The organism is Rhodobacter sp. TJ_12 (assembly GCF_020023995.1).
GTDB lineage: Bacteria > Pseudomonadota > Alphaproteobacteria > Rhodobacterales > Rhodobacteraceae > Rhodobacter.
The window spans coordinates 64,147-85,633 of sequence record NZ_NRRD01000011.1 but is presented as its reverse complement, the minus strand read 5'-3'; the positions used below and the strand labels follow the sequence as shown (position 1 = coordinate 85,633).

General features: G+C 62.2%; 20 protein-coding genes. 8 read left to right on the top strand and 12 right to left on the bottom strand.

The window, feature by feature from the left end; genetic code table 11:
• Positions 1–26: 26 nt before the first annotated feature.
• Positions 27–359, bottom strand: a complete 333-nt coding sequence (locus CKO11_RS09945; protein ID WP_223637613.1) for a hypothetical protein — start codon at positions 357–359, stop codon at positions 27–29.
• A gap of 186 nt (positions 360–545) precedes the next feature.
• Here CKO11_RS09945 and deoC point away from each other — a divergent pair, with 186 nt between their 5' ends.
• Both deoC and CKO11_RS09935 read left to right on the top strand, forming a co-directional pair.
• Positions 546–1,499: a deoxyribose-phosphate aldolase gene (gene deoC, locus CKO11_RS09940; RefSeq protein WP_223637610.1), complete on the top strand. Its 954-nt coding sequence runs from the start codon at positions 546–548 to the stop codon at positions 1,497–1,499.
• A 7-nt stretch (positions 1,500–1,506) separates the two neighbouring features.
• A complete protein-coding gene (locus tag CKO11_RS09935; protein ID WP_223637606.1) occupies positions 1,507–3,681 on the top strand; it encodes an aldehyde dehydrogenase family protein in 2,175 nt (724 codons plus the stop codon).
• A gap of 50 nt (positions 3,682–3,731) precedes the next feature.
• On the opposite strand, the gene CKO11_RS09930 is transcribed toward CKO11_RS09935, so the two are convergent.
• From CKO11_RS09930 to CKO11_RS09895, 8 genes are all read right to left on the bottom strand, one after another.
• Positions 3,732–4,325: a DUF1523 family protein gene (locus CKO11_RS09930; RefSeq protein WP_223637603.1), complete on the bottom strand. Its 594-nt coding sequence runs from the start codon at positions 4,323–4,325 to the stop codon at positions 3,732–3,734.
• Between the two features lie 9 nt (positions 4,326–4,334).
• A complete protein-coding gene (locus tag CKO11_RS09925; RefSeq protein ID WP_223637600.1) occupies positions 4,335–4,601 on the bottom strand; it encodes a hypothetical protein in 267 nt (88 codons plus the stop codon).
• The gene (locus CKO11_RS09920; RefSeq protein ID WP_223637597.1) at positions 4,598–6,037 is read right to left on the bottom strand and encodes a DUF6638 family protein; all 1,440 of its coding nucleotides are present in this window, start codon (positions 6,035–6,037) and stop codon (positions 4,598–4,600) included. Before CKO11_RS09920 ends, CKO11_RS09925 begins: the two co-directional genes overlap by 4 nt.
• Positions 6,038–6,041: 4 nt before the next feature.
• Complete coding sequence (locus tag CKO11_RS09915; RefSeq protein ID WP_223637593.1) at positions 6,042–6,347, bottom strand: hypothetical protein; 306 nt, start codon at positions 6,345–6,347, stop codon at positions 6,042–6,044.
• Positions 6,344–8,290, bottom strand: a complete 1,947-nt coding sequence (locus CKO11_RS09910; protein WP_223637590.1) for an AAA family ATPase — start codon at positions 8,288–8,290, stop codon at positions 6,344–6,346. The genes CKO11_RS09915 and CKO11_RS09910 overlap by 4 nt, the downstream gene beginning before the upstream one ends.
• 25 nt (positions 8,291–8,315) lie before the next feature.
• On the bottom strand, positions 8,316–9,440 hold the full coding sequence (locus CKO11_RS09905) for a hypothetical protein (RefSeq protein WP_223637577.1): 1,125 nt from the start codon (positions 9,438–9,440) through the stop codon (positions 8,316–8,318).
• Entirely contained in the window at positions 9,441–10,505 is a 1,065-nt protein-coding gene (locus CKO11_RS09900) for a hypothetical protein (RefSeq protein WP_223637574.1), read from the bottom strand.
• A 109-nt stretch (positions 10,506–10,614) separates the two neighbouring features.
• Positions 10,615–10,863 (bottom strand): DUF167 domain-containing protein, encoded by a 249-nt coding sequence (locus CKO11_RS09895; RefSeq protein ID WP_223637571.1) that lies wholly within the window; start codon positions 10,861–10,863, stop codon positions 10,615–10,617.
• Between the two features lie 97 nt (positions 10,864–10,960).
• On the opposite strand from CKO11_RS09895, the gene CKO11_RS09890 reads away from it, so the two are divergent.
• Both CKO11_RS09890 and CKO11_RS09885 read left to right on the top strand, forming a co-directional pair.
• Positions 10,961–11,566: a nitroreductase gene (locus CKO11_RS09890; protein ID WP_223637568.1), complete on the top strand. Its 606-nt coding sequence runs from the start codon at positions 10,961–10,963 to the stop codon at positions 11,564–11,566.
• Complete coding sequence (locus CKO11_RS09885; protein WP_223637565.1) at positions 11,563–12,252, top strand: EI24 domain-containing protein; 690 nt, start codon at positions 11,563–11,565, stop codon at positions 12,250–12,252. The genes CKO11_RS09890 and CKO11_RS09885 overlap by 4 nt, the downstream gene beginning before the upstream one ends.
• A gap of 18 nt (positions 12,253–12,270) precedes the next feature.
• Here CKO11_RS09885 and mce read toward each other — a convergent pair whose 3' ends face one another.
• Positions 12,271–12,675: a methylmalonyl-CoA epimerase gene (gene mce, locus CKO11_RS09880; protein ID WP_223637542.1), complete on the bottom strand. Its 405-nt coding sequence runs from the start codon at positions 12,673–12,675 to the stop codon at positions 12,271–12,273.
• Between the two features lie 143 nt (positions 12,676–12,818).
• Between mce and CKO11_RS09875 the strand changes: the two genes are divergently transcribed.
• Positions 12,819–13,529, top strand: a complete 711-nt coding sequence (locus CKO11_RS09875; RefSeq protein ID WP_223637539.1) for a response regulator — start codon at positions 12,819–12,821, stop codon at positions 13,527–13,529.
• A 4-nt stretch (positions 13,530–13,533) separates the two neighbouring features.
• Here CKO11_RS09875 and CKO11_RS09870 read toward each other — a convergent pair whose 3' ends face one another.
• A complete protein-coding gene (locus CKO11_RS09870) occupies positions 13,534–14,250 on the bottom strand; it encodes a GNAT family N-acetyltransferase (protein WP_223637536.1) in 717 nt (238 codons plus the stop codon).
• Between the two features lie 144 nt (positions 14,251–14,394).
• On the opposite strand from CKO11_RS09870, the gene CKO11_RS17495 reads away from it, so the two are divergent.
• Entirely contained in the window at positions 14,395–14,529 is a 135-nt protein-coding gene (locus tag CKO11_RS17495; protein WP_263298442.1) for a hypothetical protein, read from the top strand.
• Between the two features lie 80 nt (positions 14,530–14,609).
• Here CKO11_RS17495 and aspS read toward each other — a convergent pair whose 3' ends face one another.
• Positions 14,610–16,391, bottom strand: a complete 1,782-nt coding sequence (aspS, locus tag CKO11_RS09865) for an aspartate--tRNA ligase (protein WP_223637533.1) — start codon at positions 16,389–16,391, stop codon at positions 14,610–14,612.
• A gap of 166 nt (positions 16,392–16,557) precedes the next feature.
• On the opposite strand from aspS, the gene CKO11_RS09860 reads away from it, so the two are divergent.
• Both CKO11_RS09860 and carB read left to right on the top strand, forming a co-directional pair.
• A complete protein-coding gene (locus CKO11_RS09860; protein ID WP_223637530.1) occupies positions 16,558–17,895 on the top strand; it encodes a glycosyltransferase 87 family protein in 1,338 nt (445 codons plus the stop codon).
• Positions 17,896–18,002: 107 nt separating this feature from the next.
• On the top strand, positions 18,003–21,335 hold the full coding sequence (carB, locus tag CKO11_RS09855; protein ID WP_223637527.1) for a carbamoyl-phosphate synthase large subunit: 3,333 nt from the start codon (positions 18,003–18,005) through the stop codon (positions 21,333–21,335).
• Positions 21,336–21,487: the final 152 nt, after the last annotated feature.

Below are 21,487 nucleotides of genomic sequence, written 5' to 3'. Positions count from 1 at the left end.
GCCGTTTTAATCAGATCGATTGGCCCTTAAAGGCGGGCAAAGAAGGGATCAATGTCCCAATAGGCGATCAGGTCTTGGGCCTTGTCGCATTTCATGTCGAGCAATTGCATCGCATAGACATCCATCGAGATAAGCGCCGCAAGCCGATAGCCCTGCATCGCCGCATCACGCACCGGGCTGGATTTGGTGAAAGAGCTTTCAATCGCAGAGGCGGCCGAAACCAGCGCGAACCCTAGTTCAAGCGGCGCCTCATCAGGCCAGCGGTCAACCATTTCCCGCACGAGACCACGCCACGCGTCATCGCTGCGCATCAAGCGCTCGATGGCAAAGGCCACCCTTTCCTCGATTCGCAAAGACATTACGGTCATCGTCACCTCGAACGATCCCACCAAGCGCACTTTCGGCCTCGCCGCAATGCCTTTGGCGCAGTTTTCCCCAACTTTCGAAACCGCGATCGGGGGCTCGGCAAGCCTTTGCCGAGCGTGAACCCGTTGAAGCCCCCTGCCGCAACGGCTAGCCTGCCCGCACACAAGCACAGGCTGGCCATGACGCACCCCCAAACTCGTAACCCCGGCACCGCCCTTACCCCCTCGTGGTTCGAGGACGTGGCCGTGAACACGCCTGCAGCCGAAGCACGTGCCACAAAGCTAACCGCCAACCGGCCCCTTAAAGGGACATGGCAGGCCGCTTGGCTCGTCAATGCGATCCGGTGCATGGACCTGACCACCCTTGCAGGCGACGACACCGAGGCACGGGTTGCGCGGCTTTGCGCCAAGGCCCGCCGTCCGATCGCAGAGCCTATCCTTTCCGCGCTGGGGCTCGACCATCTGACGACCGGCGCCGTCTGTGTTTACCCTAACATGGTTCGTTCGGCTGTGCGCGCGCTCGATGGGTCAGGCATTCCTGTCGCTTCGGTGGCAACCAGCTTCCCCACAGGGCTAACACCCCTAGCCTTAAGGCTACAGGAAATTCACTACGCAGTTGCGGAAGGTGCTGCCGAGATCGACATTGTGATCACCCGTGCCCATGTTTTGCGCGGTGACTGGGCGGCGCTTTACGATGAAATCGCCGCGATGCGCGAAGCTTGCGGCGACGCGCATATGAAAGCGATCTTGGCGACGGGCGATCTGCAGACGCTGACGAATGTCTATAAAGCCGCGATGGTGGCGATGCAGGCGGGGGCTGATTTCATCAAGACCTCAACCGGGAAAGAGGGGGTAAATGCCACCCTGCCCGTTTCGCTCACCATGGTGCGGGCGCTGCGCGACTATGGCGACCGCACGGGGGCGCGCGTGGGCTTCAAACCCGCAGGCGGCATGAAAACCGCGCAAGATGCGCTGGATTGGCAGATCTTGATGAAGGAAGAGCTCGGCAATGATTGGCTTCAGCCGGACTTGTTCCGGCTTGGGGCCTCGTCGATGCTGGGCAATATCGAATTGGCGCTAAGCCAGCATGTCACCGGGCGCCTTGCCGCCAGCCACCGCCACGCCATTGCCTGAGGGAAAGATGCCTTCCGTGACCGAGATCCTTGAGATGATGGACTATGGCGCCGCCCCCGTAAGTAATCGGCCCGCCCAAGACTGGCTTCAGGCGCATAGCCCCTTGGGCCATTTTATGGGGGGTGCTTTCAGCAAAGCGACGAATGTCGAACCTCTGTTAAATCCCGCAACCGGGAAAGAGCTTGCACAGGTGGCCCAAGGCAGCGCCGATGACGTAACGCGCGCGGTCGCCGCCGCCCGTGCGGCAGCCCCCGGTTGGGCCGCCCTCCCTCCGCATGAGCGCGCCGAGCATCTTACCAAGCTCGCCGCCCTTTTGCGCAAACGGCAAGAGCTGCTTGCCCAACTTGCGACGCTGGAGAGCGGGCGCGCGATCCACACCACAACCGCGACCGACATGCCGGAGGCGATTGCGCAATTCCCCTATTTTGCCCATCGCGCCGACCTTCTGGACGAGACCTTCCCCGGACGCGCCCCGCATGGCGTTGTGGGGATCATCTTGCCCGCGCCGCGCGCCTTTGTGACCTTGGCCGCCAAAGTGGCCCCAGCGCTTGCCGCAGGCAACACGGTCGTTTTGAAACCCTCCGCAGAAGCCCCACTGACCGTGCTGGCCTTTGCAGCGATTTGCGCCGAGGCGGGTCTGCCTGCCGGGGTGATCAATGTGATCACCGGCGGGGCAGAACTGGATCAGGTCCTTGCCGGGGCCGAGATCGATCTGCTGTCCTTCACCGGCCCAACCGAGACGGGCCGCGCCTTGCGCATTGCTACGGCGGGGTCCGGCAAAGCCTTGGCTTTGGAACTCGGTGGCAGGCCGCCCCATCTGGTTTTTGCCGATGCAGACCTGGATGCTGCGGTCGAAGGCGTGGTGAGCGCGCTGGAAAGCAGCCCCCGGGTTTTGGTCGCCGAGGCGGTACTTGAGCGGTTTACACAAAAACTCACCCGGCGGTTCGAAACGCTGCGTATGGGCGACCCGCTCGACAAGGGCACCGATCTTGGGATCACCGTGCCGCCCTCGCACTTGGCGGAAATCCGCGCCCGTATCGCGCAAGGCGTCGAAGCCGGGGCGCAGTTGGTACAGCCAAGCTTGAGCGTCCACCTGCCGGCAAACGGGCATTTTTGTCTCCCCAGCTTGCTCCTTCAGGTCTTCCCCGCCAACCCGTGTTTTGATGCAGAAACCTTGGGGCCGACTGCGACGCTCACCAGCTTCCGCACCCCAGCCGAGGCGGTGGAGCTTGCCAATAACAGCCGTTTCGGGCGCGCTGCGGCGGTCTGGTCCGAAAATATCACGCTTGCAACCGATATTGCGGCGCAGATCGAAACCGGCACGGTTTGGATCAACAGTAGCGAATTGAGCGCCCCCGGCGCACCGCAAGGCGGCATGCGCGAAAGCGGTGTCGCTCAGTCGGGGCTTGCGGCCTATCTCGCCCCAAGCGCTGTGCCTGCCCTGCCAGAGCCCCCTGCCGCAATGATTCCAGAAAGTGTTCTGGGGGAAGGGGATGTCGCCAAGGCGGTGGCACAGGCGGAAAAAGCAGCCGGCTGGGGCCAGAAGACCGGCGCTGACCGGGCGCAGGTCTTGCACGCCTTTGGCGCAGAGATTTCACTGCAGAAAGCGCAGATCGCTGAGCGCTTGCGAAGCCTTGGCCATGACCCGCAAGAGGCGGCAGAGGCGATCCGCTTGGCCTATCGCTGCGCTGCCCATGCGGGAACGGGGGCAGATCGGGTGCTTCGCGCCGCCCCCAAAACCTTGGCCCTTGCCCAAAGCGTACCGTGGGGGGTGTTGGGCGTCGCCTGCCCGGTGACGCAGCCGCTTTTGGGTTTTGTCGCGCTGGTGCTGCCTGCGCTGGCGACGGGCAATCGGGTGGTGGCGATCCCGGCCCCTTCGTTGGCACAGATCCTGCCGGATCTGGCGCAGATGCTCACCAAAGCGGGGCTACCACACGGCGTGCTTACCCTCGTCAACGGTCCGCGCGACACTTGGGTTCAAACGCTTGCCCGCCATGACGGGGTGGCCGCGCTTTGGTACGCGGGCAGTGCAGAGGGCGCGGCGGTGGTGGAACGCCAAAGCGCGGGCAATCTGAAAGCCACATGGTGCCCGACAGAACGCGATTGGTCCGCCCAGCCCTTGGCCGAGACACTGGCCCGCGCCAGCCAAAGCAAAACCATCTGGTTGCCCTACGGCGCATGAAAAACCGCGCCCCAAGGGGGGCGCGGCGTCAGTCACTTGGACAGGTGGTCTTAGAACCGGTCGGTCACATCTTCGATCGTATCGGCCATATCTTCCAGCACCGGATCGATCGAGCGGCGGCGGAATTGAATCCAAAGCGCCCGGATCGTCAGCACCAGCATGATGAACAGCGTCAGGAAGATGATATTGAACCACGGGATCACCGTCGTTTCCTTGCTGTCCACGGCTTTGATCGCCACGGCATTGGGGAAGATCGACAGGATCTCACTACGCCAACCGTAATGGGTCACGACCGCCCATTTCGGGTTTTCTGGGCTCGATTTCAGGTCATCCGCCTCGGTTTGCAGGTTGGCGGTGTCGAATTTGAAATAGGGCGGCCAGCCCCAGCCGGTGTCTTCGTTGCGAAACACCACCGGCTTGCCCTCGACCGTCACCGTCGAGATGAATTGCACATCCCGGTTGGCCAACCCATCGGATTGGTCTTCGGGGCTGGACCAGAAGATCCGAGTCCAGTCGCCCAGATCCTGCCGTTCTTGGTAGGTGTTCACCACCCGCACCACATCGTGCTGCGGCAGCGTGTAGTGCAGGAAGGCGCCGACGAACGCCGTCACCAGCAGCCAGAAAGTCCATTTCACATATGTCATTGCAGCCTCTCAGTTCACGAAATAGATCAGCGCACCCACCACGAGATAGGGCACCAACACGACGAGCCACAGGCTTCGCCGCAGCCAACTTTGTTCAAACGCCTTCATCTCAACGTCGATAAAGGGTTCGCGTTCCATTGCCCCACCCGCTTCGCCCCGGTCCCAAGCGTTTTCCAGTGCTTCGCGCTTGCGTGAGGTGATGTAAAGACGAAGCGCCCAATAGGTCACAAAGGCCAATGCCGCTTCAATCAGCAGTAGTCTTGAAAATCCGATCATCTCCGCCCCCTCAACACGGCTCCCCAAGGTCCGACAAGATCAATCGGGTCGCGGTGTGGCAGCGGCGGCGGCGTGCGGCGCGCACTGCCCCAGGGCCCCTCGCGCGGCGGTGCAGACGCTCGGTCAGACTGAGGGGCAGCCTCCGCTGTCGCCTCTGGCTCGCTCGCCTCTTGCATGCCCGGCTCCGGCCCGAACAGCCGTTTGCGCGCACCGGCTTTGTCGATCTGATACTCCCTTTCAAGGAATTCTGCCACCCAAGCCTTTTTCGCCTCGGGCCAGCCCGCATAAAGCCGATAGAATAGTTCTTTGTGACAGATGAACAATTGCCGCACATCCAGCGGGCTCAGCTCGGCCAAAAGCCGGTTCACCAGATCGCGCAACGGGCCGGGGCGCGCCCGCAGCGTGTAAAAATAGGCAGGATGCGCGCTGTCGATCTCGGGCCACGGCGCCCCCGCCTCGACCCAGCGCAAAAGGGCTGCCAGCGCCTCGAACTCGGTCGGAAGCGCGCTGCCCAATTGCCCCGCCACCCCACGCAAGGCCCGGCGATCCCCGGCCCCGATGGGCAAGCCCCATTCGGCCGCGGCAGAGACCAGAATAAAATCCATCTTCTGGCGCAAAATCGCGCCCGCATTCGCGCCGCGCGCCTGCACGATGGGTTCGACAAGGCCATTGCGGTCCAAAAACTGCGCGATCGCATTGCGCTCCTGCGCACCGATCATGTCATGGGGGAGCCCGCTAAGCTCTTCCCCCATGCCGATCACCGCCTTGTAGCGCGGCGTTCGAAACATATAGACCCCGCCGAAATGCGCAGTCCAGAAATCGGGCGCGTCGAACTGGGTCTTGTCCAGCTTCACCGGATGGCGCGTGACATCGCCGGTCTTGCCGGCCAAGGCGATCATCTGGGCGATCAGCGCATCGTCATACCAGCCATCGGGATCGGTGCGAAACCGGGTGATCAGGCCCGCCAACTTTTCGGCCTCGGCCACATGATTGCCGGTCGTATCCGCCGCAACGGTGAAATAGCGCAGCCCCAAAAGCTGCGCGGGCGTATCGAGGCTATAGACCGTATCTTCCAACTCGCCCAAAACCGCATCGCGCGCGGTCAGCGAAAAAAGCTGCGCCGCATTCGCTTCGATGAACGCACGCAAGATCGCGCGTTCGGTGGAAAAGGTCGCCTCCAGCAGCGGCGCAGTTTTCTGCTCGGGGCTCAGCAGGATGAACTGGCGATTGACCCCATTGGGGTTGAGATAGCGGGTATCGCCCAATTCATCGCCAACCTCGGGGCTATAGCCCGAAATGTCGATGTGAAAGGCGTCAAGCGCCGTGGTCTTTCCCGCCAGCTTGTGCAACGCGCGGTTATAGCGTTCGACAAGGGCAGGGCTATCGACCCGGATCAGGTTGCCGAACATCAGCCCCTTGTCGATCAGCCGTTTCATCGGCCTAGCCCCACAATTTGGCCAAGATCACGCGGCCCGTCTTGACGATCACGCTGGCCCCCAAAACGGCGATGATGCCGAACACAAAATAGGCGGCAAAGATCCGGTAAGGCTCGCCCGGCACGGTGCAGCTATCGGTGACGGTCAGCCGGATCACGAAATCCGCCCCACACATTGTGCCGGTGCCAAAATAGGCAGGCACCAGCGCACCAAAGGGCACCAAGGCCAGCATTTTCACCCAACCCGCGCGGGACAGGAAGAACGCAACCAACAGCGCCACAAGGCCAAAATAGAGTGCGAACATCGTCATTGTTTTTCCTCCAGATAGCGCCGCTTGGCCGCATCGGCGCGCTTCATATCGCGGACCATCGTGTCGATGGCCATCTCGTCGGATTTGTCGGCATAGCGGAATTCGCTATCAGCGTAGCGGTTGATTTCTTGCACCACCATCTCGGCGGTGATCGGGCGGCGCAATTCGGCAATCATCTCGGCCTTGCGCTCATAGGGCTGGAACAGGAAAAGATCGGGGGTTTCCATCCACTCGTCGGGCAGTTCAAAATCCATCGCCCGCACTTTGACCGCATCGGTGATGTTCTTGATCGCCCGACCGGTAAAGCGCGGATCGGCCTCTTGGATCGCCTTGAGGTAAGCGCCCAGTTTTTCCAGCGTATCAAGGGGGCCCAGTTTCTCGCTCACCTGTGCGAACACGCTTTGCAGCCCCGGTTCTGCGGGGCGGTTGTGGCGCGCAAAACTTTCGGCCACGGCGCGCTGAATTTCCTGCGCAGCATAAAGGTCGTGATCGCCCAGCGGGATCGTGTGTTTGTTTCCCAAAAGCAGCGTCAGAATATCGATGTAATCGGCGCGCGTTTGCGGACCATCGACCAAGAACCGCGCCCCCGCGCGCTGGCGCAAAGCATCATCGACATTTTCGGGGAAGTTTGAAAACATCCCAAAGGTGCAATTGCCGCGCACCACGGTATTGGCCCCGGCAAAAGCCTCCATCAGCACGGCGGTCACCTCTTGCTGGCCCGCCGAAGATTGCCGGCCCCCCCGTTTGCCCGCGATTTGGTCGATGTCATCAACCGTGCCAAAGCCGATAACCGTCGGGTCCATGATTTCCGAAATGAACGCCTTGGCATTTTGCCCGGATTTGCCCTGATAGCTGTCGATATTGTCGATGCCGAAATTGCGATAGCGGAACGGATAACCCGCGACCTTGCAATAATCGTTCAAAAGCCCCGCCATCATCTGAATAAGCGTGGTCTTGCCCGTGCCCGGCGCCCCATCCCCCATGAAGGTAAAGATAAACCCGCCCAATTCGGCAAAAGGGTTCAGCTTGCGCTCAAAATCATAGGCCATCAGCATTTTGGCCAGCCGCATCGCCTGATATTTCGCGATATGGTTGCCCACGACCTCTTCGGGGCGCTTGAATTGCATCACCAGCGTGGCGCTGCGCGCCTTGCGCGGCGGCGCGAAACCGGAAATCGGCAGATCATCGGCCGCGACCCGCCAATTCGCCCCGGTGAACGCCGCGATCCGCGGGGCTGCGGCGCCGCGCGCCGCCGCTTTGGCCGAAAGCTCTTCGGCAAAGGCCAAAACGGTGGCGATCAGCTTGCCGCCGTCGGTGGCATGGGTGGCAATGTCTTGGTCCAACTCCCATAGCGCGCCATGCAACGCCAAAATCGGATTGTCGCTCAACACTTCTTCCAGCGCGCCGATCTCGACCACTTCTTCCCCCGCCTGATCGGCCAAAAGAAAGGACAGCGCATTGGCAAAGGTCGCCAGAACCGCGAAGCTTTCTGCCGCCAGAAGTTCAGAAAACTCCGCCCGGCGCGGCTGCGGCAGGCGACCTTCCAGATTGGCTTTCTTCAACTCCTGAAGCCCGGTCACCGTGGCAAAGCTTTCACCGATGGCCAGCGCGATCGCCAAGGCGCGGCGCAGGTCTTGCACCACGGTCGCGGCGGCGGGGGTGGGCAGCGCATCGCCTGTGGCCTCGGCGATCCGGTCCAAAAGCCGCACACCTTCGGCACGCGCGGTCGAGCGGGTCACCAGCCCCGGCGTGGTCGAGCGAAACCGGCGCAGGCCGGTCACCACGCCCGCCGAGCGTTCCTGCCCCAGTTCCTGCCCCACAGGCGCACGCGCCTTGGCCAGACGGGGCACATGGTCAAACCCCTCCAGCATCGCCTCGGCGGTCGGGTAATGCGCGCGGATCGCCGCTTCGCGCAGTTCCATTTCGTCGCGTTGCCCGCTCATGGCGTTTGCCCTTCCCCATCGCCGCTCATTCGGTCACCACCACCTGATCGCCCACGCCCACCACGAATTTACGCACATCGGCAAACCCGGGCGGGTTCAATTCGGCCAAGGCTTGATAGGGCCGCTGCGGTAAGATCAAAGCACGCCGCATTCTTGTGGCCCCACGCTCGGCCCCTACGCCCGACAGCGGGTCAAGCTGGAACACCTCGCGCTCGCTGCGCGAAAACCAGCCCTTTTCAATTTCGGCCCGTGCGCTTTCCAGTTCCTCGACCGTCCACGCCAGCGCCCAATCGTCCCCTTCGGGGGCATTGGCCATTTCCAACACCCGGCGGATCGGCCCGATCTGCAAGGTATAGGCATGCGAATACATCGGCCCCAGATGAATGCGCAAAAGCCGCTTGGGGTGCAGATCGGCGAAATCTTCATCCAGCCCCTTGGCAATAGTGACCAGTTTCAGATCGGTGATTGCCTGCGCCAAAAGATGCGTTTCCAGCCGCGCGCGCCGCCCTGCATCGCGCGCCAGAGGCGTGCGGCCGCTGTCTTCCAGTTCCAGCACATAGATCACCGGCAGGTTCATCTGGCTGTCATAAACCGCCCAATGCAGCCGCAGCCGGGCCCGCCCACCGACATCGCCCAAAGTGTCGATCTCGACCGGCATCTGTGTCCAAAACAGGCCGCCCTCTCCCAACGCCTCCAGATAAAGCCGTTGGCTCAGCGCATATTGCAGATCGGTCGGCACCTCGCGCTTGGACACGATCCGGCTGATCATCTGTTCTTTCAGCGTGGCGACACTGTCCATCCGCGCAAGCTGGCTTTGTGCCTGCGCGGCGTCATTGGCCATGGTCAGGATTTCTTGAAAGACCGGAAAGCCGCTTTCATGCAGATCAATCGTCAAATGCCGGTTGGCCAGCCCCGCAAGCCGCGCCGACACCCGATATTTGAGCGACAGCGCCCGAAAGCTGGCCGATAGCGCCTGTGCATAATCGACAAGGATCGCACTTTCCGATGGCGCAAAGCCGCCTCCGGCCTCCATCTCGCGCACCACGCCTTGCAAGATCGTGGTGATCCGCTCGAATTTCACGAAATAGCGCCGCGCGGCCGCCTCGTCTTCCAGCGCCCTGTGATCGCGGGTCAGATCCGTCTCGACCACTTAGCCCCCATACAGGTTCTTGTCGTGCTTCTCGACAATGGCCGCAAAGCGGCGCGCGAAACGCTCATCCGCCTTTGCCTTGTCTTCCAGCACTTTGCGCGCGAAAATCATCTGATCGCCATGGGCTTCCAGCATCTCGGCCATGCGCCGGTTGGTGGCTGCACCAATCCCCGCCATCGCCGCCTGCGCCTCTTGGTCGGTTTTCACGCCGATTTCATTGATGCGGTGGGCAACATCCTGCTGCTGCGCGGTTTTCAGCGATTTCGTCAGCGCATCATATAGCACCACGCGCTGCTTGGTATCGGTCATCAGCTTGTTGATCAGCACCATCTGGGTGGCCGCCTGATTGGTCAGGCTGTCGACCCAAGTCTTGCCCTGTTCGATATAGCGTTCAAGTGTCTGGCTTTTGGCCAGCCGCACCTGTTCGTCTTGGACCAGCGTGTTGTAACGCAGGTTCAAATCGGCCAGTTCCGTTTCAAGCCGGGTGCGCGCGGCGGCATCTTGTTCCACCGCGATCTTGTTTTCCAACTCGATGATCTTGGGATCCAGCGCAAGGATCTCGGCGCGGGTCTGTTCCAACTCGCCCACGGTGGCTTCGCGCTCATCCAAGGTCAGCTTCAGATTTGTCTCGACCTTGCCTTTTTGCTCGTTGAGAATGGCCAACTGCCCCTCAAGCAAGGTCACGATCACATCGGATTTCGCGATCAGATCTTGCAGCTTAGCATCGATAGAGGCGGCGCGCAGCCGTTCGGCCCGCATCGATTCCGCCTTGGTCTTGGAGAAAAGGCCCACCAAGCTTTCAAGACCGGAGCGCGAGCGTAACCCATCGAATTCCTTGGAAAAGCCAGAGGTGACATCGTCAAGCCCCATAATCAGCTCGGCGATATTGGCATTCATCGCATCGGTATGGGCCTGCACATCGGCCAAAGTTGCGGTTTCGATATCCAGCGCCTGCCCCGGTTCGGTGCGCGCTTGCGATATCTGCGCGGTGACTGCGGAAATCTTTGCCTGCGCTTGCGCGACCTGCTGCTTGCTTTGTGCGATCTGCGCGTCCAGCCCGCTCATCCGGCCCTCCAATGTTAATCACATTTACAAAATGGGACGCCCCCTTCCCTTTGTGAAGGCCCTGCGGCAAAAACGCCAGAGATTTCCCGGAATGCACCGGGGCAGCGCCTTAATCGAGGCGAAACACCTTGTCGCGGGCCGTTTCCCCCCGGATCAGCGTCAACCGGCTTTTCGCCACGCCCAAGCTTTTGGCCAAAAGCTTCACCACCGCCGCATTGGCTTTGCCATTCTCGGGCACCACGGTCACATAGGCGCGCAAGCCCTCCTCGCCCGCAACAATCTGGTTGCGCGAGGCTTTGGGGGTCACCCGCAGCGCGATTTCCGCGCCCGGCGTGGCACGATGGCGGAGGTCAGTCATGCCCTTTGCATAGCGCGCCACCGCCCGGAACGAAACCGCCCAACCGCTTGCAATTGGCCGCGACGCGCCCGATATCGACCCCAACAGGAGGCTTGCAATGGATTTCTCCCCCGGCACCATCAACCCCGCCAAACGCAATGAAGATGCGCTGACATTTCTGGCCACGCGCCGATCGCGCCCGCCCAAGATGCTGGCGCCCCCCGCCCCGGATCGGGCCGCGCTGATTGAGCTTTTGACAATCGCCGCGCGCGCCCCCGATCATGGCAAGCTGGAACCCTGGCGCTTCGTGGTTTTGGAAAAGCCCGCGCTGGATCGGCTGGCCGAGGAAGCCGCCGTCTTCGCCGCCACCCACAACCTGCCCGAGGACAAGGCCAACAAAGGCGTGACCCAATTCGCACAAAGCCCGCTGTGCGTCGCGCTGGTGGCTGTGCCGCGCCCCACCGACAAGGTGCCGGAAATCGAACAGACCCTGTCGGTCGGCGCCGTCGGCATGCAACTGATCAACGCCGCCCTAGCGGCGGGCTGGGGGGCCTCGTGGCTGACCGGTTGGGTCGCGCTGGACACGCGCTTCACCGGCCCGGCCTTTGGGCTGCAAGACGGCGAATGGGTCGCCGGGCTGATCCATATCGGCACCGAGGCGCATCAGCCGCCCGAACGCCCCCGCCCCAATATTGACGCCATCACCACATGGGTAGAGGCATGATTTTTGACGTTTTCCTGCGCGGATGGGCCGATCTGGCCCGTCCCGGCGCGCTGAAGGTTTTGCTCAAGGGCATCGGCTTGGCGATCTTGCTTCTGTTCGGGGTCTGGTTTGGCCTGTTCGAACTGATTAGCTGGTTTGTGCCCGACACGATCACCCTGCCCTGGGTCGGCCCGGTGGGCTGGATCGACCCGGCTTTGTCGATTGCCTCTATCGGGGTGATGCTGATCGCCTCGATCTTCCTGATGGTCCCGGTCGCCTCGGTCTTTACCGGGTTCTTTCTGGATGAGGTGGCCGAGGTGGTGGAAGACGCCCATTACCCGGGCCTGCCGCCGGTGCGCAGCCTAAGCTTGGCCGAAAGCCTTGGCGACAGCTTGCGCTTTTTCGGCGTGGTGCTGGCGGCCAACTTCGTCGCGCTGTTTTTCTATTTCTTCGTCGGTCCGCTGGCCCCGCTTTTGTTCTTTGGGCTCAACGGGTACTTGCTTGGGCGCGAATATTTTCAAATGGCCGCCGTGCGCCGGATGAGCCGCCCCGAAGTGGCCGCACTTTATGGACAAAACAAGATGACGGTCTGGCTTGCGGGTGCGCTGATGGCGCTGCCGCTGACGGTGCCGGTTCTGAACCTTGCGGTGCCGGTGGTGGGGGCAGCCGCCTTCACCCACCTGTTTCACCGGCTGGCGCGGGAATAACCGCGCCAGCGCTGGATCTTAGACCTGCTCCAGCTCGATCAGGCAACCGTTGAAATCTTTCGGGTGCAGAAACAGCACAGGCTTGCCATGCGCGCCGATCTTCGGCTCGCCGGTGCCCAGAACGCGCGCGCCTTCGGCTTTCAGCTTGTCGCGCGCGGCCAAAATATCTTCGACCTCATAGCACATGTGGTGAATGCCGCCCGAGGGGTTCTTATCCAAAAATCCTTGGATCGGGCTGTTTTCGCCCAGCGGATAAAGCAGTTCGATCTTGGTATTCGGCAGTTCGATGAACACCACGGTCACGCCGTGATCGGGCTCGTCTTGCGGCGGGTTCACCTTTGCCCCAAGCGTATTTTCATATTGCGCCGCCGCGGCCGCGAGGTCGGGCACGGCAATGGCGACATGGTTCAAACGTCCAATCATTTGGGCCTCCCTAAAGCTAAAACCGGCATAGGGGGGGGATTTGAGCGATGCAAGCGTGCGATTCACCGTTTGCGTTAACCCTTCGTTAGTCAAAGTTGCCCTTAATGAATGGTGTAGCGATTCCTGCGCCAAGGTGACGCAATATGTCTGACGATCTGAGTAAGTTTCTCGCAACCCGTCCCGCTTCGGCGGAACGTCCCCTTCTGGGCCTGACGGTCCTGTTGGTGGAAGATAGCCGATTTGCCTCTGAGGCGGTGCGGCTTTTGTGCCTGCGCTCCGGCGCGCGCATCCGACGCGCCGATTGCCTGCGCTCGGCGCATCGCCACTTGGCGACCTATCGCCCGGGGGTGGTGATCGTAGATATGGGCCTGCCCGATGGATCGGGGGCCGATCTGATCCGCCAGATCAAGCAATCCGGGCCCAGCGCGCCTGCGGTCTTGGGGCTTTCGGGTGATCCGGGCAAGGAAGGTGAGGCGCTGGCCGCCGGCGCCGATGCGTTCATGCCCAAGCCGCTTGAATCCCTTGCGATGTTCCAGCAGGCCGTGCTGGCCGTGCTGCCCCCCGAAGAACGCCCCTTGGGCCTGCGCGTGGTCGCGGATGAAACCGTTGCGCCCGACCCGCTGGCGCTGCGCGACGACCTCACCCATGTGGCCGAAGTTTTGGCCGCCAAACCGGACCGGGCCGCGCTGGACTATATTGCGCATTTCCTCGCCGGGATCGCACGTTCGTCGCATGACGAAGCGCTTGAGGCCGCCGCCGAACCTTTGGGCCGTGCCGAAACACCCAGCTCTTCGGACCTGACGAAGCTTTCGGGCATCGTGCAAGCCCGACTTGAGGCCGCCTCCGGGTTCTAAACGCCTAGAGCCGCGCCAACACCGGATCTGACGCTACGCGCACCAGCCGCGTCAGATCGGACAGACTTTCCCTTTGCCGCCCCTCGGCATCGAAATTCGTGGGCGCGAGCCACGCCTCATAGGCGGCTTGCAGGCTGGGCCAATCGCCATCGGTGGCGGCAAACCATGCCGTATCGCGGTTGCGCCCTTTCACGATGCTAGCTTGGCGAAACGTGCCCTCGTAGCTCAATCCCAAGCGCTGCGCCGCGCGGCGCGACGGGATGTTGAGCGCATCGCATTTCCATTCGAACCGCCGATACCCCGCGCGAAAGGCCCAGTCGATCATCAAGATCATCGCCTCGCTCGCCGCCGTCGTGCGCGACAGCCGCGGTGACAGGTTGATATGCCCCAGTTCGATCACCCCCACATCAGGCGTGATCCGTAGATAAGACATCACCCCCGCCGCCAAGCCCGTGTCGCGCGAGATCACCGCGTAAAACAGCGGATCGGTCGCGGCCGCCATCTCTGCCACCCAGCGGATATAACCAGCTTCGGACGGGAACGGCCCATAGGGCAAGTAATCCCAAATCGCATCGTCTTCGCCATTCGCGCGAAACAGCGCGTCGGCATGGCGCTCTGTCAGCCGTTCCAACCGGCACCATCGCCCCTCGATCACCTGTGCATCGGGAAACCGTGGCGCCTGCCACCCCACGACCGGTGCCCCAAACCGCTTGCCCGCCATGATTTCCTCCCGTTTTCAAGAAGGTTAGCGCAGCAAAAACCATCGCGCAATTGCCGTGCAAAGGCACGATTGCTTCCCCTTTCCTGCCGCAATTGGCGGCAAGATTTGGCGCATCCCCCTGCCAGAGGATCGCCCGAGGATAGTATGAAAGATCACGCCCTGCGCCTGCTTGCCAACGAACGCCTGATTGAAGCCACCCATTGGACCGTGTTCAGCCTTGGTGTGCTGAGCCTGACCGTGGCCGTCGGCGGCACCGCTTATACCGCTTTCTTCGCCTAAGCTTCAGGCAAGACTGTCTCGCCAAAGAAAAAGGGCGCCGCGGGTTTCGCGACGCCCTTTTGTGTGTCTGACTGCCCGGATCAGTCTTCTTTCGGCAGCACCCGCAGGCGCAATTCGCGCAGCTGTTCGTTGGTGGGCTCCGACGGGGCGCCCATCATCAGATCTTCGGCGCGTTGGTTCATCGGGAACATGATGACCTCGCGGATGTTGGCGGTATCGGCCAAAAGCATCACAATCCGGTCGATCCCCGCGGCGCAGCCGCCGTGGGGCGGCGCGCCAAAGCGGAACGCCTTGACCATCCCGCCGAAGCGTTTTTCCACTTCTTCCTTCGGGTAGCCCGCCAGTTCAAAGGCTTTGAACATGATGTCGGGGCGGTGGTTCCGAATGCCGCCCGAAACCAGTTCATAGCCGTTACAAGCAAGGTCATATTGATAGGCCAAAACCTCGAGCGGGTCGCCCATCAGCGCGTCAAGCCCGCCTTGCGGCATCGAGAACGGGTTATGCGAGAAGTCGATCCGCCCCTCGTCGTCTTTTTCATACATCGGGAAATCGACGACCCAGGCGAAGCGGAAGCTGTCGGTGTCCGTCAGGCCCAATTCGCGGCCGATCTCGTTGCGCGCGCGGCCCGCCACACCTTCGAATTGTTCAGCTTTGCCACCCAAGAAGAAGACGGCATCGCCTTCGTTCAGATCAAGCTGGGCGCGGATGGCTTCGGTCCGTTCCGGGCCAAGGGCCTTGGCGATCGGGCCAGCGGCTTCCATCGCACCCGCCTCGCCCTTACGCCAGAAGATATAGCCCATCCCCGGCAGGCCATTTTGTTGCGCAAAGGCATTCATCCGGTCGCAGAATTTGCGCGACCCGCCGGTGGGCGCAGGAATGGCACGCACTTCGGTGCCTTCGTTTTCCAGCAGTTTGGCAAAGATGCCAAAGCCCGAGCCACGGAAATGTTCCGAGACATCGGCCATCTTGATCGGGTTGCGCAGGTCGGGCTTGTCCGAACCATACCACAGCATCGCATCTTTATAGGCGATGCGCGGCCACTCCGGGTCCACCCGCTTGCCGCCGCCGAATTCCTCAAAGAGGCCCTGAATCACCGGCTGCACAGCCGCGAAAACCTCTTCTTGCTCGACAAAGCTCATTTCGATGTCGAGCTGATAGAAGTCGGTCGGGCTGCGGTCGGCGCGCGGGTCTTCGTCGCGGAAGCACGGCGCGATCTGGAAGTAGCGGTCGAAGCCCGCCACCATAATCAACTGTTTGAACTGCTGCGGCGCTTGCGGCAGCGCGTAGAACTTACCCGGATGCAGACGCGAGGGCACCAAGAAGTCGCGCGCGCCTTCGGGCGACGAGGCGGTGATGATCGGCGTTTGGTATTCGGTAAAGCCCGTGTCCCACATGCGATTGCGCAAGGACCGCACCACGTTCGAGCGCAGCATCATATTGTTATGCAAGCTTTCGCGCCGCAGATCGAGGAAGCGATAGGTCAGCCGCGTTTCCTCGGGGTATTCCGGCTCGCCGAACACTTGCACCGGCAGATCGCCTTCGACCGCGCCCAGCACTTCGACATCGCGGACATAGACTTCAATCTCGCCGGTGGGGATTTTCGGGTTGATCAGGCTTTCGTCGCGCAGCTTCACGCTGCCATCGATGCGGATCACCCATTCCGCGCGGACCTTTTCGAGCGCGGCAAAGGCGGGGCTGTCGCCATCGCACAAAACTTGCGTGATGCCGTAATGGTCGCGCAAATCGATGAAAAGCACACCACCGTGGTCGCGCACCCGATGCACCCAGCCCGACAGGCGAACATCTTTGCCGGCATCGGCGGCGCTCAGATCTGCGCAGGTATGGCTGCGATAGGCGTGCATCATTCTCCCCTTTCGACGGGCTTTGTGTCGCGCCCGATCAACAGCGCCCGCGCGGTAAAGTCAAGCACCTGAGGGCATACGGGCGGCAATGACGCGCAGAGCCGTTGATGCAAGGGGTGCAACAATCGCCCCATTTCAGCCCTATTCGCGCGCTATCGCGGGGCAAATGTCGTATGAAGTCCAGACCATTCCAGTGATGCCCGCCTTAAAAACCGCATCGCCGTCCGCCGCTTTTGGAGGGCGCGCGCTACTTCTTGCCATCGCGCTGGGTTTGGGCGCGGCGCTTTTGCTCGGTCCGGTGGCGCCCGCGCGCGACCTGATGGCGTTGTGGCTGGCCGCGCAAGAGGTGGCGGCGGGGCAGCCCGACGCGATCTATCCGCCGCTGGCCCCGGTCTTTGAGATGCGCCCGCCCCTTTCATGGTATGACGCGGCGGCAAAGCTGGGGCGCCCCGGCACGGTTTACCCCTATTTATACCCGCCGCTTTGGGCGCATCTCTTGGCCCCCGTCACCGGCTGGATCGGGTTTGACAGCTTTGCGCGCGCCGTTTTGGGGCTGCATGTCGCGCTGCTGGCCCTTTTGCCGCTGATCGCGGCGCATTTTACGCTGGCGCGGGCGCCCACAGCGGCGGAAGCACGGCTTTGGGTTGGCGCGGCAGTTGCGGCCCTGATTCTGTCGCATGGGGTGCCGGTGGCACTGTTGCAGGGCCAGCCACAAATTCTTGTCGCCTTCCTCACGCTTTACGGGCTTGACCGCGCGGCGCAGGGGCGCCCGGTTCCCGGCGGGCTGGCGCTGGGGCTGGCCATCGCGCTTAAACTCGCGCCGCTGCCGCTGGCCCTTTTGTGGCTGCTTACCGGGCAAAGCCGCGCCGCGCTGGTTGCCCTAGGGGTTACCGGAGCGCTGGGGCTGGTCTCTATCGCACTGGCAGGCTGGCCCGCGCATGCCGAGTTTTGGGCGCAGCTGCGCGTAATCGACCACACCGCGCTGATGTCCACTAGCACAGCCGCATTCGATACGCTGTGGGGCAAGCTCTGTTGCCTTGATCAAACGCAGTTCATCCCCGCTTTGCCGCCCGAGATTGGCACCGCAGGCTCCGGCTGGCATGTGCTTGCAAAGCCCGCGCCCTGGGCCAGCGCGCAAAAGCTGGCGCTTTTGGGGCTGCTCTTGGCGCTGGCCGTGCCATTGCGCCGTGCCCCCACATCCGCGCGCCGCGCCGCGCTATGGGGGCTGGCCTGCACCTGTCTGGCCTTCCTTGGACCAATTGGCTGGATTTATTACTATATCGTGCCACTTGCGCTGATCGCTGCCTTGCCGCACAGCCTTGGCCGGGCGGGATGGGCGCTGACGATTGGCACCATCGCGCTTTTGGCCGCGCATCGCTTTATGGGCTTTGCTGGGATCGATTTGCCCTATGCCGGGCTCCTGCCCAGCCTTGGCGTCTTGCCCCTTGCCGCTGGCTTCGCATGGGCCGCTTTGCCTCCCGCCCCGGAAAACAGCAACGCATAGGCCAAACGGCGCTTGCGCCGCGCCGCGACCTGACTATAACCCCCATCAATTTGCGCACTGCCCTTTGGCCGGTGCGTCTTGTCGCGCCAGATACCAAGAGGTCCCCAATGCCGAAGAGAACCGACATCAAGTCCATCCTCATCATCGGCGCCGGGCCCATCATCATCGGGCAGGCCTGCGAGTTTGACTATTCGGGCGCCCAAGCCTGTAAAGCGCTGCGCGAAGAGGGCTATCGGGTCATCTTGGTCAACTCCAACCCGGCCACGATCATGACCGACCCGGAGATGGCCGACGCAACCTATATCGAGCCGATCACCCCCGAAGTGGTGGCCAAGATCATCGAGACCGAACGCCCCGATGCGCTACTGCCCACGATGGGCGGGCAGACCGGCCTCAACACCTCGCTCGCGCTTGCCGATATGGGCGTGCTTGAGAAATTCGGGGTCGAACTGATCGGTGCGAATCGCGAGGCCATTGAAATGGCCGAAGACCGCAAATTGTTCCGCGAAGCGATGGACCGGATCGGGCTGGAAAACCCGAAAGCCACCATCGTCTCGGCGCCGAAGCTGGCAAACGGCAAATACGACATCAATGAAGGCGTGCGCCAAGCGCTGGTGGAGCTGGAGCATATCGGCCTGCCCGCGATCATCCGGCCCGCCTTTACGCTGGGCGGCACCGGCGGCGGCGTGGCCTATAACCGCGATGATTACGAAGCGATCTGCCGGTCGGGTCTTGATGCCTCGCCGGTCGCCCAGATTTTGGTCGACGAAAGCCTCTTGGGCTGGAAAGAATACGAGATGGAGGTCGTCCGCGACAAAGCGGATAACGCGATTATCGTTTGCTCCATCGAAAACGTGGACCCGATGGGCGTGCACACCGGCGACAGCATCACCGTGGCGCCCGCGCTGACGCTGACCGACAAAGAATACCAAATCATGCGCAACGGCTCGATCGCCGTTTTGCGCGAGATCGGCGTGGAAACCGGCGGCTCGAACGTGCAATGGGCGATCAACCCCGCCGATGGCCGGATGGTCGTGATTGAAATGAACCCGCGCGTGTCGCGCTCGTCTGCGCTCGCCTCGAAGGCCACCGGCTTCCCGATTGCGAAAATCGCCGCGAAGCTGGCCGTGGGTTACACGCTCGACGAGCTGGACAACGACATCACCAAAGTCACGCCCGCCAGCTTCGAGCCGACCATCGACTATGTCGTGACGAAGATCCCGCGCTTTGCGTTTGAGAAATTCCCCGGCTCCAAGCCCGAACTCACCACCGCGATGAAATCCGTGGGCGAGGCGATGGCGATTGGCCGGACCTTCCACGAATCGCTGCAAAAGGCGCTGGCCTCGATGGAAACCGGCCTGTCGGGCTTCGACGAAATCACCATTGATGGCGCTCCCGACAAGGCGGCGGTCATCAAGGCGATTTCGCAACAAACGCCGGACCGGCTGCGGCTCATCGCCCAAGCCATGCGCCACGGGCTGAGCGATGAGGAAATCGTCACCGCCACCGCGTTTGACCCGTGGTTCCTCGCCCGTATCCGCGAGATCATCGAGGCCGAAGCCGCGATCCGCAAAGCGGGTCTGCCGCTGGATGAAGCCGGGCTGCGCAAGCTCAAGATGATGGGCTTCACGGATGCGCGCCTGGCCAAGCTGACGGGCCGCGACGAAGCGCAAGTGCGCCGTGCGCGCCGCAACCTTGGCGTGACGGCGGTGTTCAAACGCATCGACACTTGCGCCGCCGAATTCGAGGCGCAAACCCCCTATATGTATTCCACCTATGAAGCCCCGGCGATGGGCGATGTGGAATGCGAAGCCCGCCCGTCTGACCGCACGAAAGTGGTGATCTTGGGCGGTGGCCCGAACCGGATCGGCCAAGGGATCGAGTTTGACTATTGCTGCTGTCATGCCTGTTTCGCCCTGACCAAGGCCGGGTTTGAAACGATCATGATCAACTGCAACCCCGAGACGGTCTCGACCGACTATGACACCTCGGACCGGCTCTATTTCGAACCGCTGACGCTGGAACATGTGCTCGAAATCCTGCGAGTGGAGCAAGAAAACGGCACCCTGCACGGGGTGATCGTGCAGTTCGGCGGCCAGACGCCCTTGAAGCTTGCCAATGCGCTGGAGGCAGAGGGCATCCCGATTCTGGGCACCACGCCCGACGCGATTGACTTGGCCGAAGACCGCGAGCGGTTCCAAAAACTGCTCAACGATCTGGACCTGAAACAGCCGATTAACGGCATCGCAAGCTCCGACGCTGAAGCGTTCGAAATTGCGGGCCGCGTGGGCTATCCGCTGGTCATTCGCCCGTCTTACGTTCTGGGCGGGCGCGCCATGGAAATCGTGCGCGATCTCGAAAGCCTCAAGCGCTACATCTCTAGCGCGGTGGTCGTGTCGGGCGACAGCCCGGTGCTGCTCGACAGCTATTTGTCGGGCGCGATCGAGGTGGATGTGGATGCGCTTTGCGACGGCAAAACCGTCCATGTCGCCGGCATCATGCAACATATCGAAGAAGCGGGCGTGCACTCGGGCGACAGCGCCTGTTCGCTGCCGCCCTATTCGCTGGATGCGGCGACGGTGGCCGAGCTCAAGGTGCAAACCGAAAAGATGGCGCTCGCGCTGGGTGTCGTGGGCCTGATGAACGTGCAATTCGCCATCAAGGACGGTGTGATCTATGTGCTTGAGGTGAACCCGCGGGCCTCGCGCACCGTGCCTTTCGTCGCCAAGGCCACCGATTCGGCGATTGCCTCGATTGCCGCGCGTCTGATGGCGGGCGAACCGATGGAAAACTTCCCCGAGCGTGCCCCCTACCCCGAAGGGGTTGGACCGGAAACGCCGCTGCCCTTTGCCGATCCGCTGACGCTGGCCGACCCGAACACGCCATGGTTCTCGGTCAAGGAGGCGGTGCTGCCGTTTGCGCGCTTCCCGGGGGTCGATACGCTGTTGGGACCGGAAATGCGCTCCACCGGCGAGGTGATGGGCTGGGATCGCAACTTCCCCCGCGCCTTCCTCAAGGCGCAAATGGGGGCCAGCACGCATCTGCCCGAAACCGGCCGCGTCTTCATCTCGATCAAGGATGCGGACAAATCCGACGAACTGGCCGAAGCGGCACGCGATCTGATCACCATGGGTTTTGGCCTCGTGGCGACCCGTGGCACCGGCGCATGGCTGAAAGAACGCGGGATTGATGCGGAAATCGTCAACAAGGTCTATGAAGGCCGCCCGAATATCGTCGACCGGCTGAAGAACGGCGACATCGGGCTGGTGCTGAACACGACCGAGGGCAATCAGGCGATCTCTGACAGCCGCGAAATTCGCGCCGTCGCGCTTTATGACAAGATCCCCTATTTCACCACCGCAGCCGCCTCGGTGGCCGCCGTCGCGGCGATGAAAAGCCGCGCCGAAGGCGAAATCGGCGTGCGCTCGCTGCAAGACTGAGCCGGATCTAATCGGCGCTTCAAGGCGCGCCCTCGGGCGCGCCTTTGACGTTTACAGGAACGCATAATACGCGATCCGGTGCCAACAGACGCCCAGCAAAAAGGCGGACATCTGTCGCCTTTGCCTGCGGCGCTCAATCACTCTTTTCTTCG